Raw genomic sequence first — 18,190 nt, forward strand, 5'->3', positions numbered from 1 at the left:
GCTCCGGAGCCACGCGCCTACCGGCAGGGGATCCACGACGCGTTGTTCGTGGCGTCGCTGTATCTCGCGCTCCTCGCGGTCGGTCATACCTTGAGCCATGCCAATCCCTCCGCCCTCCACGGGGTTACCTGCCAGGCCAGTGCCCTCTGACGGAGATTCTTCAGGCTCATTGGCCGGTGGAGCAGGGCCAATGGAGAGGGATTGGTATGGCGGACGCGTGAACGGTCCACGCTGTGGACCGCACCCTGGGCCGGGGTCAGACGGTGCAGACGGGGCGGGACCGGGCGAGGGGGAGGTAGCGGGCGCGCTCCCGGGGCGTGAGGTCCCGGTGCAGGGAGTGGCAGATCTTGGTGACGGCCGCGGCCCGATCGGGGGAGGCGACGGGCCAGAGCCACACCGTGCTTCCGTCGTCGGTGGCCAGGGTGTGCCCGTCGGGACTGAAGAAGACCATCGGGGACCGGCCGGGACCGGTGAAGCTCCGCTGAACCTGGCCGGTGGCGGTGTCCCACAGGCGTACGGTGCCGTCGTCGTCGGCGGCGGCGACAAGGCCGCCGCGGGGGCGGAAGGCGAGGGACACGATCGCCCTGGTACCGCTCAGCGTGGTCCGCGGAGCGCCGGTGGCCGTGTCCCCGAGATGCACGGCGCCGTCGTCGCCGCCGGTGGCCAGGGTGTGTCCGTCCGGGCTGAAACTCATCGAACCGGTGCCGGGTGGCTCGGTCATGGCGGCGGCCAAGCGGCCGGTGGCGGTGTCCCACACGCGTACGCTGCCGTCGTCCGTGGCCACAAGGCGCGCGTCGGCGCTGAGGACCGCAATGCCGTCGAGGGCTGTCCGGCGCTCCCAGAGTTCGCGGGGTGTGCCGGTGGCGATGTTCCACAGCCGTACCGGCTGCGTCAGGGGCTGCGTCATGTCGTCGATGTCCTCGGGTGCGCCGGCCGTGACCATCAGGCGTCCGTCGCGGCTGAAGGACGTGGCCCAGTTGCCGGGCACGGTGAAGGCGGCGCTCGGCCGGCCGGTGGTGGTGTCCCATCGGCGTACGGTGCCGTTCTCACCGCCCATGAGCAGTGTGCGTCCGTGGTCGACGAACGCCAGTGCCGTCACGGCCCCGTGGAAACGGGCAGGGGTGGCGCGCAGGCGGCCGGTGGCGGTGCCCCGCACGCGTACGGTGCCGTCCTCGCCGCCGGTGGCCAGCAGACTCCCGTCCGGACTGAAGGCCGGCGGGCAGGTCCCGCCGGGGTCGGGCAGCGCCAGCCGGGGCCGTACGGCGGTCATGTCCCACAGGCGTACGGTGCCGTCGTTGCTTCCGGTGGCCAGCAGACGCCCGTCCGGACTGAAGGCGGCGGACGTGGTCCAGTCGACGCGGCCGGGAAGCGCGGTGCTCCACCCGGTCGGCGCGTCCACCACGCGGGCGGTGTGGTCGTCCCTCACGACGGCCGTGGTGCGCCGGTCCGGGCCGATGGCCAGGGCCGTGACCGTTGTGTCCGGGCCGGGAGCGGCCGGGAGCGCGGCCCTCGGGCGCCCGGCGGCGTTGTTCCGCAGGTCCACGGCTCCGTCGGCGTGACCGGTGGCGAGAGTGCCGCCGTCCGCGCTGAGCGCGATGGCCTCGATGCCGCCACCGGACAGGACGGGCCCGGGGACGGGGCGCCCGGCGGCGATGTCCCACCGCCGCAGTGTGCCGTTCAGCCGGTCCAGGACGTCGGCGGTGCTGCCGTCGGCGCTGAACACCACTTTCACCCCGCCGGATGCCGCCGGGCCGCCGTCGGACGGCGCGGACCCGGCGGGCAGGTTGAAGGAGGCGCGAGTGCGGCCGGTGGCGGTGTCCCGCAGCTGTACGGTGCCGTCGGCGTCGGCGGTGACCAGGGTGCGGTGGTCGGGGCTGAAGACGACCGGCACCGAGCTTTCCTCGTGGTCGTTGACGCCGTTGCCCGTGAGCACTTCGCCGGTGGACCAGGTCCGCAGGCCGTGGCCGGTGGCGGCGTTCCACAGGCGGACCGTGCGGTCGGCTCCACCGGTGGCCAGCAGCCGCCCGTCGGGACTGAAGGCCACCGAGAGCACGGCGCCGTGGTGTCCGGGCAGCGTCGCGCGGGTGCGGCCGGTGGCGGTGTCCCACAGGCGTACGGTCCGGTCGTCGCTCGCGGTGGCCAGGGTGCGTCCGTCGGGACTGAAGGCCAGCGCCTCGACCACACCCGTGTGGCCGGCCAGTCGCAGCGCGAGGGGGGAGGAGGCCGCCGCGTAGAGACCGGCTGTCGCCTCGGCCGTGGGGCTGGTGCGGTAGGCGTGCACGGCGAGCAGCGCCGCCAGGTCCGGATCCGTGGCGGACAGGGCGGCCGACTGCGCCGCGAGCTGGCGGGACAGCGCGGTCCGCCGGGCCGCTTCGGCCGCGCGCTGCTGCTCCCGGCTGGCGCGGCTCTGCTGCCAGGCGATCAGGCCGGCCGTGGTGGCCAGAACCAGGAGCACGGCCAGTGTCGCGGTCAGCAGCCGCTGACGGCGGGCGGTGCGCGCCGCGGCACGGAGCTCCTGGTCGCGAACGGCGAGGGAGGCGTCGAGGAACGACCGTTCCACAGGGCTGAGGTCGGCCTGCCGCTCGGGTCCGGCGAAGGCTTCCTCGGCCGTGGCCAGGCGGACGCCGCGGTAGAGGGCGCCGGGATCACGGCCCAGGTCGTGCCAGCCGCGGGCGGCCTCGGTCAGCCGGCGGTGCGTGCGCAGCCGTTCACGGCTCTCGTCGATCCAGGCGCGGTAGCGGGGCCACGCGGTGACGAGTACCTCGTGGGCGAGGTCGACGACGTCGCCGTCCAAGGTGAGCAGGCGGGCCCCGGCCAGGAGTTCGCGTACCCGGCGGTCCGCCGGCCGGCCGGTGTCGAGTTCGGCGCGGGGTACGGGGCGGCGGGTGTCGGGCGTGCCGTCGCCAGGAGCCACCAGGCGCAGCAGGATGCGCCGGGCGGCCGCGGCCTCGTCCGGTGTGAGACGGCGGTACAGCTCCTCGGCGCTCCGGGTGACGGCCTGCTCGACACCGCCCGCGGCCTCGTACATCTCCAGGGTCAGCGTGCGGCTGCGGCGGCGGCGCCAGGTCTCCAGCAGGGCGTGCGAGACCAGCGGGAGGCTCCCGGGCCGGCCCTCGGCCTCGGCGACGATCCTGGCGGTCAGCTCCCGCTCGACCACCAGCCCGGCCGCCGACGCGGGCCTGACGACGGCCTCGCGCAGCTCCGCGGACGACATCGGGCCCACCAGCAGTGTGGCTTCACGCAGTGCGTGCGCCAGGGCGGGGTGTTCGGCGCAGCGGCCGAAGAAGTCCGCCCGCACGGCGATCACCGCCCGCAGCCGGCCGCCCGACGCGCAGGCTCCCGCCAACCGGTCCAGGAACGCGCTCCGCTCATCGTGCTCGGCACCGAGAGTGAACAACTCCTCGAACTGGTCGACGACGACCAGGGTTTCGCCGTCTCCGGCGGCCGGTTCGAGCAGGTCGGCGCGTTCGGCAGGGCGATGGCCCGGAGTGAGGATACGGATCGCCGCGGGGCGCGGAGCGGACGGTCCCGCATCCCGGAGGGCGGGGACGAGGCCGGCGCGCAACAGCGAGGACTTGCCGCTGCCCGACGCGCCCACCACGGCGACCAGCCGGTGCTCGCGGACCTTCGCCGCGAGCTGCGCGGTCAGCACCCCCCTGCCGAAGAACACGGCGGCGTCCTCGGGCTCGAACCGACGCAACCCCCGGTAGGGCGCGTCGGTGTCGTCCTGGCTCGGACGGGGTTCCTCCACCACCTCACGGGCCGCCTGCCGCCAGCGCCGCTCCCACTCGGCCGGGTCCCCGCCGCACGCCTGCGCGTATGCCAGCACGGTGGCCAGGGTGGGCAGCCGCTCGCCGGCGGCCGCCTGCGACAGGGTGCTGGCACCGGCTCCGGTACGGGCGGCCATCCGCCGGTACGTCGGGCTCCCCGCGTCCGTACGGAGCTTGCGCAGGTCGAACGCCAGGCGCTGTAAGGGGCCCTCGGCGGGGTCCAGCGGCCTTTCGGGTCGTCCCGCCATGTGCCCCGCCTCCCCGTTGCCGTCCCGCGAACCACTCGGCTGCCCCGGTGCGGCGGCCCCCGGTATGGGACGGCAACCGCGGGCCCCCGGTTCCGGGGCATTGATCCGGCTGGTCAAACGGGCCTGCCATTCAATGCCGCCGGGGGTGGACTCGGTGCCGAGGCCGAACCCCGGCGGCACCGCGGGGGAGCCGGCCGGACATCCACCACCCGTACCGGAAGGAAACCGTCACCATGAACACCACCAAGCGCGCCGCGCTCGCCCTCGGCTCCGCGCTGTGCGCTATCGCGGCCGTCAGCGGACCGGCCGCCCAGGCCCTCGACAACCCGGCACCCGCGCACGCCTCGACCGCTCCGAAGACCGCCGAGACCGTCAAGTCCGTCAAGTCCGTCAAGACCGTCAAGACCGTCAAGACCGTCAACAAGTACAAGTCCTTCAGCTGCGGCGGCGGACGTGTGAAGGTGTGGTACCGCGACTACGACAACAACCGCACCATGCTCCGTGAGACGTACCTCAAGGACGAGATCGGCCTGAAGTTCATGACCGCGTCCGCCATCTGGCGGGCCGACGGCGGCCGGACCACCATCCAGAAGCTCTGGATGGAGGAGCGCGGCTTCCCCACGGCCCACGACTCGCAGACCAAGGACGTCGCCGTCGCCAAGCGCCGGCACCCCTACGTGAAGGTCACCATCCACACCCCCTTCGACACCTGCCACGGCTACATCCACCTGTACTGACCCCGGCGCGCCACCACCGCGGCCGCAACGGCCGGGCCCGGGCGGCGACCCGTCCGGGCCCGGCCCGGGCCCGGAACGGGCAGGGCACTCGGCGGCGTGGTGGTCGAGTGCCCTGCTCGTTCCCCATGCCGATGCCCGCCCCGGAACGGCGCCTTGCCGCCGACCCGCCGACGGCTCGGTGGGTGTCGGTGTGGTGAAGGGTGGCTGCCGCGGTGTCCTCATCCTTGTAGCCGGGGTCGGTTCCGGTCAGACTCGTCCTGGAACTTCTTTCTGGTCATGGGGACGGGATGAGGCGTTCGGCGGGGAGCGACCCGGAAAGCGCCGGGTCGGGGCAGGGGAAGACGCGGGGCGGCGGGGAACTGGCGCGCCGGGACGGCGACGGGCCCGCGCCCTCGCTCGCGCAGGTCGTCGGCGCCTCCGGCGGTCTGCCGGAGGACGCGGTGCTGTGGATCGCGGCGGGCCTGGCCGGGGCGCTCTCCGTGCTGCACCGGGCCGGGCGGGGGCACGGGAACGTGCGGGCCCAGAACGTGCTGCTGACGCGGAGCGGGGCCCGGTTGACGGGGGACGCGCAGGGGAACGGCGGGGGGTCGTACGCGCCCGCGGCCGACATGATCGCCCTCGGGATGCTGCTGGTCGCGGCGTACACCGGCGTGAGCGGCAACGGGCGGCCCGATGTCGGCAAGCTGCCGGTGCGGCTGCGCCAAGTGGTCACCGTGTGCCTGGCCGAGGACCCGCGGGAGCGGGCGACACCGGAACAAGTCCTCGCGCTCATCGGTACGCTGACACCCGAGCCACCCGTCTGGACGGTCGAAGTGGACGGGCTGACCACCCCGGTGAAAAGCCCCGGCGGCACCGGCTCGCCCACGGACGACGTGATCCCGGACGCCGTGATCGCAGACGTGCCGCCTTCGGACGCACCGCCTGCGGGCACGCCGGCCGAGGCGCCCCCGCACCCGAGGCCGCGCGGCCTCTTCGGCGCCCGGCTCGCCCTCGTGATCGTCGCCGCGGCCCTCGTCGGCGTGGTCGTCACGGCGCTGCTGATCCTGGTACCCGGCCGCGACGGCGGCGCCCCTACCGCGGACACCCCCGTGACCAGCGGACCGACTCGGCTCCAGCCGAGCGTGAGCGCGGCACCGCCGCAGCAGTCGACTCCCAGCGAGGAGCCGAGCGAAGACCCGGAGCCGTCCACCCAGCCGGCCACGCCCACCAGCCAGGCCCCGCCGCCCAGCCCCGAGCGGACCAGGCGGACCGGCGCGATCAACGACTGCGAGGGCAAACCGCTGACCGAGCCCGTCTCGCTCCTGCTGCTCTGCGGGGACGGCACGGCCATGCTGCACGACCTGGTGTGGACCGGCTGGGGCGACGCCACGGCCACCGCACACGGGATGGTCACCGAGGTGGTCTGCCAGCCCAGTTGCGCCGCCGGGCGGGAAGTCGCCTCGGCCGCCACGGTCGTCGTCTCCGGGCTGTCCGGCGGCCGCTACACCCTCATGGAGGTCAGGGCCCCGCGGTCGCCCACCAACCCCGACGCCCACTACACGCTCGACCGGCTCGGCCCCACCTACAGGGGCTGACCCGGCTCACACCCCCCACGCCGTGAACGCGGCCCAGTGGACGGGGGAGGCGAAGGGACACTCGTCCGGAGCGTGCCCCGGCCGGGCGTACTGCCCGGTCGACGCCCTGAGATGCGGATGCGTCTCGGTGTAGCGGTCGAGGCCGTCCCAGGTCAGCCGCCGCAGCCAGGTCCGCGCCCGGCGCAGCGCGGACACCGGCTCCTCGCCGTCCGCGCCGGGGGCGAGCAGCTCGTACAGACGGGTCATCAAGAGCGCGGTCGCCAGGTCGTTCACCTGCCACAGGCTGGTGATCGCGCACGCGGCCCCCGCCTGGAGGAAGCCGCCCGGCAGCCCGGTGAACTCGTCGGGCGCGTCGACGACCTCGTACCGCCCGGTCTGACAGGCGCCCGCCACCACCAGCCGGCAGGAGGGAAGCCGGCACCTCACGAGGGCCTCCATGTCCAAGACGCCGTCCGCGAGTACCAAGGACCCGCCTCGGCCGACGAGTTCCGCGGTCCCGTGACAGCTCAGGTGGAGGTACGACGCCTCGGCGAGGTGCTCCAGCAGCCACCCGACCGTGGCCTCGGCGCCCACGGCGGCCACGGTCTGCCCGGTCGGCTCGAACAGCGTCCGGATCTCGGCGAGTTCGCTGCGGGCACCGGGCAGCGAGCCGTCGGGGTCGGACACGGCGACCAGGCACGGCACGGACGGTGCCGGCCGCGCCGCGGCGGCCCGCGCGGCCGCGTACGCACCGGCCGACGGGGCGAGGGTCAACGTGCCGATGTCGTCCAGGAGTTCATTGTCCGGCCCCACCGGTACGGAGTGCAGCGGCACATGCCCCAGCAGCCCGGTCGGTACGACGACCGCTTCGTGTCCCGGGTCCTCGGCGAGCAGCCCGGCGAGGGGCCGCAGCAGCGGGGCGAGTGCCCGCAACCGATCCACGGCCAGGGGGAGTTCACGGCGCCGCCTGAGCGCACCGGCCTGCTGGACCAGGAAGAGCCCCTCCGCGGGGGCGTCCGGGTCCAGGGTCAGCAGCTTGGCGATCGTGGCACTGGTCACCTCGGGGACGAGGACGGCACGCACGCCTTCCTCGTGGTCGCGCGGGACGAGGAGGACGCAGCTGCCCCACGGCGAGTTCACCAGGTAGGCGAGCGGCATCCCGCCGGCGGCCCGGACGACGTCCGCCACCTCCGTCGTGCGCAGGAACCCCTCGAACCCGGGGATCGCCCGGATCTCATCGACCGCCGCCCGCACACCCCGCTCGGCCGCGGCCTGCGCCTGCACCGAGGCGACGGATCCACTGTGCGAGCCGGTGCCCGTTACCTCCGGACCGTCGCCGGCGTGACCGGGGCCGACGCTGGTCCCTGCCACTGCGGCGGCCACCACTCGGTAGCGCTCGCGCGCCTCCTCGTACCGGCGGGCCGCCCGCGGATCGACGCGTTGCAGCGCCTCCAGGTCCACCGTGTCCCGCCCGGCCGCCACCGACAACTCGCGGGCGAGCCCGCGTTCGATCGCCTCGACCGCGCGGTTCGGACGCCCAGCGCGGGCCAGCAGGAAAGCGGCCTGGCGGGCGGTTCCGCGCGTCATGAGCAGCACGCCGCGACGGGCGGCGGCGGTGACCTGTGCGTCGTAGAGCGCGTGCACGGCGACCAGCATGTCCGCCGCCACATCGGCCGCGCCGGCCCAGTCCCCGGCGTCGGCCAGCGCGCTGATCGCCTCCCGGGCGATGGACAGATGCAGGGAGGGGGAGACGCGCGGCGGTACGGCGCACAGCACGGTGCGCCGCAGCCGGGCGCGCTCGGCGCTGCCCGGAGCGTCGAGCAGGTCGGCGGTGCGGGCCAGGAGCCAGGCAGCGCGACTGGTGTCGAGGAGCCCCGGGTGCGCGGCGGCGAAGGCGACGACGGCGGAGGCGGCCGCATGGGCGCCGTGCGGGTCGGCCGTGTCCCGTTCGGGGGAGAGGAGCAGATCGGCCAGGTTGCACTGGAGCTGCGACCACAGGACGGGATCGTCGTCGGGGCGCAGCCGGCCGAGGGCGCTTCGATAGCACCGCTCGGCCTCGCGCAGGTCGCCGGGACCACCGCGCCGGAAGAGGAGCACCCCGAGGTTGATCAGGTTGAAGGACCAGTCGACGCGGTTGCGCCTCGGAGAGTGTTCGCCCAGCGCGGCCCGCAGGTGCTCGATGCCGAGGGTGAGATCGTCTCTGCCGCCGCCCGGGCGTTGCCCGAGCAGCAGCCCGTGGTTGGTCCGCACCCGGGCCCAGAGTTCGCGGTGGGTACGGCGGTCCACCGCGGCTTCGGCACGGGCGAGCAGCTCGTGGGCGTACTCCCAGCGCTCCACGCGGTCGCCGTCGGCGCGGAATTGCTGGAGCGAGGCGAGGTTGGTGGCGATCTCGGCCCAGGGGAGGGAGCCCTCCGGCAGCCGGTCCAGGGCGAGTTGGAGCACCCGCATCGCCTCGGCCGGGTCGGCCGGATGCGCGGTGTGCAGGGTGCCGACGAGCAACGCGCCCAGATGGGCGGCGAGTTCGGTCTCCATGTCCGTCTCGCCGAGCTGCCCGGCGAGTTCGAGCGCCTCCCGGACCAGGGGAACGGCCTTTGCGCCTTGCTCGCCCCGGGCCCGGTCGTACAGGGTGTGCAGCCGCTCCCGCAGCCCCTGCCCGAACGCGGCCAGCGACGCCGCGTACCGCTCGACGGCTTCCTCCACGGGAACGCGGCCACCGCACAGGTCCTCCAGCAATCGCTGCCGCAGCCGCAGCGGAGCCTCCAGCGGGGTGCCGGCGACCCGGCGCAGCTCCGCCGCCCCCGCGTCGCGGACCTGGGTGCCGTCGGTGAGCCGGGGCTGCGTCCGGACCAGCTCGGCGAGCCGATCCGGCATGGTCACCGTGACGGCGTACAGCAGCTTCCCGGCCCCGTTGTCCGCCAGTTCCTCGGCGACGTTCCGCAGGAAGATCCGGTAGTTCTCCACGGTGGGCGGCCCGTACGGCGTCAACTCCCCGCATGCCGCCTCGGGATCCGCCAGGTCACGCTCCACGTCACGGCTCAGCGCGAACGGCAGCAGCCTGCGCGGGAGCCCGACCACGTTCCCGCCGAACGCTCCCCGGGCGAAGGCCCCGGCGAGCCGTGCCTCCTCCACCAGGGCGGCCGCGCTCGCCGTGGCGTCCCGCTGGAGCTCCGCGACGGAGGTGGCGAACAGCGCCGGCACGACCGCTCCGGCGCGCAGCACCAGCACCGGCGCCTCGATGTGCGCCCGGGTGCCGCAGCCGGGGCAGTCCACCCAGCACAGCCCGTACCCGAACCCGTCCGGACCATCGGGACTTTCGAGGACGTCACCCCGCTCCCGGCTGTCCACGACGCGCCACACCGGTTCCTCGCACGGCCGTCCGCACTGCTCGCACCGCCACGCGTACGGCGCCCTCGCGGAGATGGCCACCGCAGCGCTACTTGCCGTTGGTGAGGTGAGACAGCAACGCCGTGAGCACCCGCGCGAGTGCCGCGTCCTTCAACGCCCGCTTGTGCACGGTCACCTTCCACCGCCCCCTCCGGTCCCGGTCGACCACCACCTCGGTCTGCAACAGCGTGACGGCCAGCGCCCCCACGGCGACGGACACGGGGTCGAACCGCTCCATCGGCGACCGCACGTACTCCACGGCCTCCGCGACGGCGCCGTCCCCCTGCAGCGCGGCATACTCCAACGCAGCCCGCGCCACATCCCCTTCGCCCCCGCCCTCAACCGGCTCGATCCCCGCCGCCCTCAGCGCCTGCCCCAACTCCGCCTGCGCCGGGCCGATCTCCCGGGCCGAGGACAGCAGCCCCCGATCCTCCACCAGCACCGACAGCGCCCGGACGGCCTCCGCGTCGGAGAGCGCACCAATCTCCCGCACCAACTCGTCTCGCTGCGACATGCACCAAGTCTGCCCCGCCGCGGCGCGCGGCGGGGCAGTGTACGAACGACTCGTCACTCCGAGTACCGGGAACGACCGGACCCCGTACGGTGCCGACCCGGGACCCCCTCTTCCCCGGCTCGCACCGGCCGTGCGGTGTCCGTGCCTGCACGGCGCCTGAGAAGAGCGGCCCGTGCCTCGGTCCGCGCCCCATGAGCCCCTGCGAGAGCCACATCCGCGTCCGCGCCGAGCGCCCGCTGCCTCCCCTTTTTCGTTCCCGGCCTCACGGGGGAAGCCCCTTCCTGTTCCGGTACCCGGCCGGGGCTGACCGACCGCTCGCTGGCCCGGCGGCCTGATCAACGCCGGATGTCGTCGCTGCCCTCGTCGCCGACCGCGTCGTCGGCCAGCATCACGGTCGCCGTGATCCGCTTGCCGACCGGCTCCCGGTGCATCTCGAAACTGCGGCAGACCGCCACGACGATCTCCAGTCCATGCTGGCCCACCCGGCCCGGGTCGGCCGTCCGGGCGACGGGCAGACACGGCTCGCTGTCCCACACCGACACCTGTACGGCCCCTTCCCGGATCTCCAGGGACAGCAGGCACGGGCCCGGCGCGTACTTGCGGGCGTTGGTCACCAGCTCGCTCACGACCAGCTGCACCATGCCCTCCGCACTGGCGGACACAGTCATTCCGTGCCCGGTCCGCAGGTCTGCCAGAAACGACCGAGCCAGAGCACGAGCCGCCGCGATGCCCTCGTCGCCCTCGAACTCGGCAGACACCGATATCGCATGGTCCACCAGCGGCTGGTGTCCCTCATTCTGCCCATGCAGATCCATGGGGTTCGCCTCACTTCCGAAGCGCTGTCCTTGCCCCGCCCGCATACCCCGCAACCGCACCCTCAGTACCCGTCGAGGTGAAGTGCACCCAGGTGTGCTGCCGGCCATCGCCGGGCGGACGTTGGTCAACGTGTTTCACTCGATACGCTGGTAATGCCCGGTTTGCCGCCTGTGCGTCAAGCTCGGATAGTGGCAGGGAGGCCGAATCGCAGGTGCTCGCGGACGCCGTCGTGGGCCCTTGCCGGCCGGCGACGCGTGGCACCGGCCGGCCCGCGCCTCCGTCGGGGGCGTCCCCGAATCCATCGCCGAGAGGACCTGATCATGCCGGTGTGCGCCACCCGCGACGGAGTCGAGATCTTCTACAAGGACTGGGGCAGCGGACGCCCGGTCGTGTTCATCCACGGCTGGCCGCTCAACGGCGACGCCTGGCAGGACCAGCTCAAAGCGGTCGCCGACGCCGGCTTCCGGGGCATCGCCCACGACCGCCGCGGCCACGGACGCTCCACCCCCGTCTGGGACGGCTACGACTTCGACACCTTCGCCGACGACCTCGACGACCTGATCAACGACCTCGATCTCACTGACGTCACCCTTGTCGCCCACTCCATGGGCGGCGGCGAACTCGCCCGCTACATCGGCCGTCACGGCACCAGGCGCCTGCACTCGGCAGTGCTGCTCTCCGCGGTCCCGCCCATCATGGCGAAGTCCAAGGACAACCCCGAAGGCGTACCGGACGAGGTGTTCGACTCGATCAAGAACGGCATCCTCAACGAGCGCTCACAGTTCTGGAAGGACACCGCGGAGGGCTTCTTCTCCGCCAACCGCCCCGGCAGCAAGGTCACGCAGGGCAACAAGGACGCCTTCTGGTACATGGCCATGGCGCAGACCATCGAGGGCGGCGTGCGCTGCGTGGACGCCTTCGCCTACACCGACTTCACCGACGACCTGAAGAAGTTCGACATCCCCACCCTCGTCGTCCACGGCGACGACGACCAGGTCGTCCCCATCGACGCCACCGGCCGCAAGTCCGCCGAGATCATCACCGACGCCGAACTCAAGGTGTACGAGGGCGGCTCCCACGGCATCGCCATGGTCCCCGGCGACAAGGACCGCTTCAACAAGGACCTGATCGAGTTCCTCCGTCGCTGACCGGCACGATCCGGGCAGTGACGGAGGGCCCCTGATCGGGACAGGCCGCGACGGCGTGGACGAAAAAGAGGGACACGAGCGCATGTCGGACCTCACCGTGGAAGCACCGGGGGCCGGTTGGCCGGCAAGGTGGGCGGGAGCGCTGCTGTGCCTGGTGGTGGCCGGTATCCATGTCGTCGACCAAGGCGGTTTCACCGTCACCAGGGACCCCTACTACATCGGCATCGCCTACCACGTCCTCGAGATCGCCGGCGTGGTCGCCGCGGTGCTGCTCCTGGCCGGACGTGTCCGAGCGGGATGGCTGCTGGCAGCGGGGGTCGCCGCCGGACCCCTCCTGGGCTACGTCCTCTCCCGGGGACCGGGTTTGCCCCACTACAGGGACGACGTCGGCAACTGGACCGAGCCGCTCGGACTGGTCAGTCTCGCCGTGGAAGGAGCATTGTTCCTCCTGGCCGTTCCGCTTCTCGTCCGCGGCCCGCGCCGCAGGCCCCGCTGACGCGCTCCTGGTCACGAGTCGGTGATGGCCGCTTCCGCGGCCTTCCGGTCACCGTTGGCCGGCGTTGACACCGGCCGGTTGTCCGGGCGGGGGACGGGGGCACGTCAGCCCGGTCCAAGCGGCCGGCCCGGTTCCCGTGCCCGCTCGCTGAGGCTTCACCCGATCGGGGCACCGGGCGATACCAGGGCTCTTCCCGCGCGGCCGTCGAGCCGCTCGCGCAAGCACGCGAGCACGACGCCCGTCGGTGCGAGCACCAGGGGCAGCAGCACGAGCGCCACCGCGATCGGGGTGATGACGACGAGGACGCCGGTGACCCACACGTTGTTCCCGGTGGTGGCCAGCATGAGCAGCCCCGCCCAGTGCGCCACGAACGTCCCGAGCCATCTCAGCACCGTGAAGGTGACGGCGACCGCGGCCGTGCTCAGCAGATGGATCGCAGCGGTGTGGAGACGCGCCGTGCGGGTCAGCGTCCAGGAACGGCGCATCGCGGCCGTCGCCGAGGAGCTGTCCGTCACCCGTATCGCGGTGGCCAGTGCGAAACGGGAGAGGAGGACGAGTCCGAGCGCCCAGATCACGACGGGCAGCATCCGGCCCACCAGGATGAACCGCAAGGTCGCGGGATCGTGGTACGTGGGCCACACGACCCCGGGCACCATCCCCATGTCGATGACGGCCAGCACGAGTAGGCCCGCCAGCCCCGGAAAGAGGGCGCACAGCAGGGTGAGCGACTGGACGCGGAAGGCGGCGCCCAAGTGCGGACGGGAGCGGCGCCACAGGGCGCGGAGGGTGAGCGTGCCGGGGGCCCCGCGCGAGTCCGTGCCCGCCGCCGTCCGTTCCCGCGCGTGGACGACGATCACTGCCTGGGCGGTGAGCAGCCAGGCGATCAAGACCATCGCGACGAGGAGCAGGAGCGGGTACACACAGAACGCGACCTTGACGAGGCCGTCCCATTGGTCGCTGTACGCGACGTAGGAATCCTCGTAGTCGATGGAGCGCTCTGCGGCTCTTCCGGCTTCCAGGAAGAGTCCCCACGAGGCGGCGAAGGCGCCTGCCACGATTCCCCCGCCGACGAGCAGAGCCGCCGCGCAGGCAAGGAAGGCGGAGCCGAACACGGGACGCCGGTGGTGGCCGGTGATCCTCAGGCTCTCGGCCACGACGGAAGGACCGGCCCGGCGATCGTCCGAACCGGTCACAGGACTGCTGCCCGTCATGCCGCCCCTCCCCGCTCCACGGTCCCGAGTCTCTTCCTGGTGGCCTCGACGTCCGTGTCCGTCCGCCCGGTTCCGTCTCCCGATCGGGCTGGAGCCTCCGTCGGCGGTGAGCCTTTCCCGAACGGGCCGGATCGGCGACGAGTCGGTGTGAGAGGGCGGGGGCGAGACGAGGGCTTTTCGTCGACGAAGACGCCCCACCGGTCGGCGAGTCCTCGCCGCCGGGCCCCGCGAGCCACCGTCGCCGGAGCCCCGTACGACGGGCCCCGGCGACGCGTCGGCGGGTGCGGACGACGGGTGCGGACGACGGGGGAGCGGAGCCCCGGACATCACCCTGGTCAGGGGCCGTCGGTGGACGCCGACGACAGGGATGCGGCGCGCCCGGCGGCCGGCTGCGGATGCACACAGTGCCAGCGGTGGCCCTCCGCGCCGTCGGTCGCCGCCGGGAAGGCGGTGGCACAGGCGGCGTCCGCCTTCCAGCAGCGGGTGCGGAACGGGCATCCGGTCGGAGGGTTGGTGGCCGATGGCACCGGCCCGTGCAGGACGATCCGCTCCGGGCGTTCGAGCAGGCTCGGCGTCGCCGAGAGCAGCGCCTCGGTGTACGGGTGCCGGGACGCGCCGCAGACGTCGGCGGCCCGTCCCTCCTCGACGACACGCCCGAGGTAGAGCACCGCGACGCGGTCCGCCAGGTAGCGCACCGTCTGCACGTCGTGCGAGATGAACACCATGCCCAGACCGAGCCGGGCGCGCAGGTCCACCAGGAGGTTGAGGATCTGGGCGCGCACGGACACGTCCAGGGCGCTGGTGGGCTCGTCGGCGACGATCAGCTCCGGCTCCAGGGCCAGCGCTCGGGCGATGGCCACCCGCTGGCGCTGGCCGCCGGAGAGCCGGCCGGGCAGCGCGTCCAGCGTGTGTCCGGGCAGACCGACCAGATCGAGGAGTTCCTCCACGCGCCGCTCACGTTCGGCGCGGGAGCCGCGCTGATGGACGTCCAGCGGGTCGCGCAGGATGCGCCGTACCGGCAGCCGTGGGTTCAGCGCGGTGGAAGGGTCCTGGAAGACCACTCCGACGGCCGGACCGAACCGGGACCGCCGGTCGGCGCCGCTCATCCGCCACAGGTCCTCGCCCTGGAAGAACACCCTTCCTCGTGTGGGGCGTTGCAGACCGGTGACCACGCGGGCCAGCGTGGACTTGCCGCAGCCCGACTCGCCGACCAGGCCGAGGATCTCGCCGCGCCGGACCTCCAGGGAGGCGTCGGTCAGGGCCTGGACCGTGTCCCGGCGCAGCAGGCCGCCGCTGCGGGCCCTGTGCCGTACATGGATGCCGTCGAGCCGGATGAGGGGGTCCATGGTGCTGTCCTTCGGAGCGGTCATCGGGTGCCCTCCAGCGGCATGGCCGGCCGGGCCACGGGCGCCGGGTGGTGGCAGGCGAGCAGGTGGTCCCGCGCGCCGGGCCGGTCGCTGGGCGGCGGCGGGGTGGTGGCGCACAGCTCGGTGGCGGCGGTGCAGCGGGAGGCGAACCGGCAGCCGGCACCGAAGGCCCTGGGCGCGGGGACGACACCGCGGATCTGGTGCAGCCGTTCGGTACCCGCCTCCAGGGAGACGACCGAGCCGAGCAGCCCGCGGGTGTAGTGGTGTGCGGGGTCGGTCAGCAGGGACCGGGTGGTGCCGACCTCGGTGACCTGGCCGGCGTACATCACCGCGACCCGGTGCGCGAGGTCGCCGACCAGGGCCAGGTCGTGGGAGACGAGCACCATCGCGAAGCCGAGTTCGTCGCGCAGCTCGGCCAGCAGTTCGACCACCTGCGCCTGCACGGTGACGTCCAGCGCGGTCGTCGGCTCGTCGGCGATGAGCAGCCGTGGGCTGCGGGAGAGTGCCATGGCGATCAGTACGCGCTGGCGTTGGCCGCCGGAGAGTTCGTGCGGATAGCTGCGCAGGGTGCGCTCGGGGGACAGGCCGACCAGCTCCAGCAGTTCCGCGGGGGTGCGGGTGCCGCCGCGGGAGGTGAGCCACTTGAGCTGGGTGCCGATCAGCACGGACGGGTTCAGCGACGACATGGCGTCCTGGTAGACCATGGCGATCTCCGGACCCATGAGCGCGCGGCGTTCCCTCGGTGACAGCTTCAGCAGGTCGCGGCCGCGGTAGAGGATCTCACCCTCCGCCTCGGCGTTGCGTGCGAGCAAGCCCATGACGGCGAGGCTGGTGATCGACTTGCCGCAGCCGGACTCGCCGACCAGGCCGAGGGTCTCGCCCTCGCGGACGGTGAAGGAGATGCCGTCGACGACGCGGGTGTCGCCGTAGCGGTCGGGGAAGCGGATCGACAGATCGCGTACCACGAGCAGTTCGGCCGCGTCGTCGGGCAGCGGTGCCACGGCGGGCTCCATGACCGAGAGCCGGCCGGCCAGTTCGGCGAGCGCGGCGTCCGCCTCGGCCTGGTCGACGGCGGGCCGGGCCGCCGGGCTGTCGTCCGAACCGGACCCGCCGGTACGGGAGTTGTCCGGGGACGCGGCGGCGTCCGTCATGCCCTCGGAGAGGATGTTGAGGGCCAGCACGGTGATCAGCAGGCACAGTCCCGGGAACAGGGTGGCCCACCAGCCGCCGGACAGCAGCAGCTGGCGGCCGTAGGCGAGGACGCTGCCCCAGCTCGGGTCCGGGTCCTGCACCCCGGCGCCGATGAAGGACAGGCTGGCCTCGAAGATGATGGAGTCGGCGACCATGACGGTCGCGAACACCAGGACCGGAGCGGCGCAGTTGACGGCGACGTGCTTCACCACGATGTACCCGCGCCGGGCGCCGATGACCTGTTCCGCGCAGACGTAGTCCTCGCCGTACTGCGCCAGCACGTTGGCCCGTACGACGCGGGCGAGCGACGGCGCGTACACGAAGGCGATGGTGAAGATGATGACCGGGACGCTGGACCCGAACACGGCGACCAGCACGGCCGCCAGGGCGATCGGCGGGAACGACATCATGACGTCGAGCGTGCGCATCACGGCCTCGTCGGCGAACTTGCGCGAGGTGGCGGCCAGCGCGCCGAGGAACGAGCCGATCAGCACGGCGAGGAGGGTGGCGCCGAACCCGATGGTGAGGGAGTAGCGCGCGCCGTGCACGACCCGGGCGAAGATGTCGCGGCCGGCCCGGTCGGTGCCGAACCAGTGGCCGGCGCCCGGCGCCTGGGCGGGCGTGCCGGTGGTGAGCGGGTCCTGGGTGAGCAGCGGGGCGAGGATCGCGCCCAGTACGACGAGGAGGAGGACCGCGAGGGCGATCCGGGACGGCATGGGCAGCCGGCGCAGACGGGCGCCGGGGGCCAGCCGCTCGGCGAGGGAACGTGGGGCGAACATCACACCGTCCTGATGCGCGGATTGACGAGCAGGTAGAGCAGGTCGACGACGACGTTGACCAGGAGGAAGGCGACCGCGATGGTGAGCACGGTGCCCTGCACCAGACCGACGTCGCCCCCCGTGACGCCCTCGAGGATCAGCTTGCCCATGCCGGGCAGGTCGAAGATCGCCTCGATGACGACGGCGCCGCTGAGCATGTAGCCGACCTTGACACCGAGCACCGTCAACGGGGTGACCAGCGCGTTGCGCAGCACGGACCGGACGATCAGGAACGGGGGCAGGCCGCTGCCCCGGGCGGTGCGCACGTAGTCGCGGTCGAGTTCGGTGACCATCGAGGTGCGGACGAGGCGGGCCAGCGACGAGGCGACGGGCAGGGCGAGGGACAGCGCGGGCAGCGCGAGGCTCTTGAGCCAACCGGAGAAGGAGTCGGCCGGGTTGACGTAACCGCCGGTGGGGAAGAGCGGCACGTTCAGCGCGAACTGCTGGATGAGCAGCACCCCGAGCCAGAAGGAGGGCAGGGCGATGCCGGCCATCGACAGCACCCGGAAGAGCTGGTCCGGCCAGCGGTCCCGGTAGACGGCACTGGTGACGCCGAAGACCAGCGCGAGCACGATGGCCAGCGCGAGGCCGAGCAGGGTCAGTTGCAGCGTGAGCGGGAAGGCGGTGGCGATCCGGTCCGTGACGGGCTGGCTCGGCGACATGGTCACGCCGAGGTCCAGGTGCAGCAGGTTGCCCAGGAAGGCGAAGTAGCGCACCGGCAAGGGGTCGTCGAGCCCGTGCGCGTGGGCGAACGCCGCTCGCGCCTCGGGGCTCGCCGAGTCGCCGAGGGCGTTGTACGCGGGGTCGGTCGGCGAGAACTGGAGGACCACGAAGACCAGCAGCGTGATGCCGAGGACCATCACCGGCATCATCGCGACGCGGCGCAGCGCGAGCCGGAGAAATGCAACCATCGTGAGGTTCCTAGAGATCGGGACGG

At 73.1% G+C, this 18,190-nt stretch carries 12 protein-coding genes; 4 read left to right on the forward strand and 8 right to left on the reverse strand.

The window, feature by feature from the left end:
• Positions 1–256: 256 nt before the first annotated feature.
• Positions 257–4,018: a hypothetical protein gene (locus HZZ00_RS17640; protein WP_180333086.1), complete on the reverse strand. Its 3,762-nt coding sequence runs from the start codon at positions 4,016–4,018 to the stop codon at positions 257–259.
• 233 nt (positions 4,019–4,251) lie between these two features.
• Between HZZ00_RS17640 and HZZ00_RS17645 the strand changes: the two genes are divergently transcribed.
• Together HZZ00_RS17645 and HZZ00_RS17650 are read left to right on the forward strand one after the other, a co-directional pair.
• A complete protein-coding gene (locus tag HZZ00_RS17645; RefSeq protein WP_180333087.1) occupies positions 4,252–4,755 on the forward strand; it encodes a hypothetical protein in 504 nt (167 codons plus the stop codon).
• 287 nt (positions 4,756–5,042) lie between these two features.
• Positions 5,043–6,329 carry a hypothetical protein gene (locus HZZ00_RS17650; protein ID WP_180333088.1) on the forward strand — a complete coding sequence of 429 codons (1,287 nt, stop codon included), beginning with the start codon at positions 5,043–5,045 and terminating at the stop codon, positions 6,327–6,329.
• Positions 6,330–6,335: 6 nt separating this feature from the next.
• Here HZZ00_RS17650 and HZZ00_RS17655 read toward each other — a convergent pair whose 3' ends face one another.
• The 3 genes from HZZ00_RS17655 to HZZ00_RS17665 form a co-directional block, all read right to left on the reverse strand.
• Positions 6,336–9,734, reverse strand: coding sequence for a CHAT domain-containing protein (locus HZZ00_RS17655; RefSeq protein WP_180333089.1), 3,399 nt, complete (start codon positions 9,732–9,734; stop codon positions 6,336–6,338).
• Between the two features lie 7 nt (positions 9,735–9,741).
• Complete coding sequence (locus HZZ00_RS17660) at positions 9,742–10,206, reverse strand: hypothetical protein (protein ID WP_180333090.1); 465 nt, start codon at positions 10,204–10,206, stop codon at positions 9,742–9,744.
• 335 nt (positions 10,207–10,541) lie between these two features.
• Positions 10,542–11,021, reverse strand: coding sequence for an ATP-binding protein (locus tag HZZ00_RS17665; RefSeq protein ID WP_180333091.1), 480 nt, complete (start codon positions 11,019–11,021; stop codon positions 10,542–10,544).
• A gap of 321 nt (positions 11,022–11,342) precedes the next feature.
• On the opposite strand from HZZ00_RS17665, the gene HZZ00_RS17670 reads away from it, so the two are divergent.
• Positions 11,343–12,170, forward strand: a complete 828-nt coding sequence (locus HZZ00_RS17670) for an alpha/beta fold hydrolase (RefSeq protein ID WP_180333092.1) — start codon at positions 11,343–11,345, stop codon at positions 12,168–12,170.
• 82 nt (positions 12,171–12,252) lie between these two features.
• Entirely contained in the window at positions 12,253–12,666 is a 414-nt protein-coding gene (locus HZZ00_RS17675; RefSeq protein ID WP_180333093.1) for a hypothetical protein, read from the forward strand.
• A gap of 155 nt (positions 12,667–12,821) precedes the next feature.
• Here HZZ00_RS17675 and HZZ00_RS17680 read toward each other — a convergent pair whose 3' ends face one another.
• From HZZ00_RS17680 to HZZ00_RS17695, 4 genes are all read right to left on the reverse strand, one after another.
• Entirely contained in the window at positions 12,822–13,820 is a 999-nt protein-coding gene (locus HZZ00_RS17680) for a hypothetical protein (protein WP_257585864.1), read from the reverse strand.
• A 392-nt stretch (positions 13,821–14,212) separates the two neighbouring features.
• Positions 14,213–15,247: an ABC transporter ATP-binding protein gene (locus tag HZZ00_RS17685; RefSeq protein WP_180333095.1), complete on the reverse strand. Its 1,035-nt coding sequence runs from the start codon at positions 15,245–15,247 to the stop codon at positions 14,213–14,215.
• Positions 15,244–17,214, reverse strand: coding sequence for a dipeptide/oligopeptide/nickel ABC transporter permease/ATP-binding protein (locus HZZ00_RS17690; RefSeq protein WP_180333096.1), 1,971 nt, complete (start codon positions 17,212–17,214; stop codon positions 15,244–15,246). Before HZZ00_RS17690 ends, HZZ00_RS17685 begins: the two co-directional genes overlap by 4 nt.
• Positions 17,214–18,164, reverse strand: coding sequence for an ABC transporter permease (locus HZZ00_RS17695; RefSeq protein ID WP_180333097.1), 951 nt, complete (start codon positions 18,162–18,164; stop codon positions 17,214–17,216). The genes HZZ00_RS17690 and HZZ00_RS17695 overlap by 1 nt, the downstream gene beginning before the upstream one ends.
• Between the last annotated feature and the right edge of the window lie 26 nt (positions 18,165–18,190).

The organism is Streptomyces sp. NEAU-sy36 (assembly GCF_013423905.1).
GTDB lineage: Bacteria > Actinomycetota > Actinomycetes > Streptomycetales > Streptomycetaceae > Streptomyces > Streptomyces misionensis.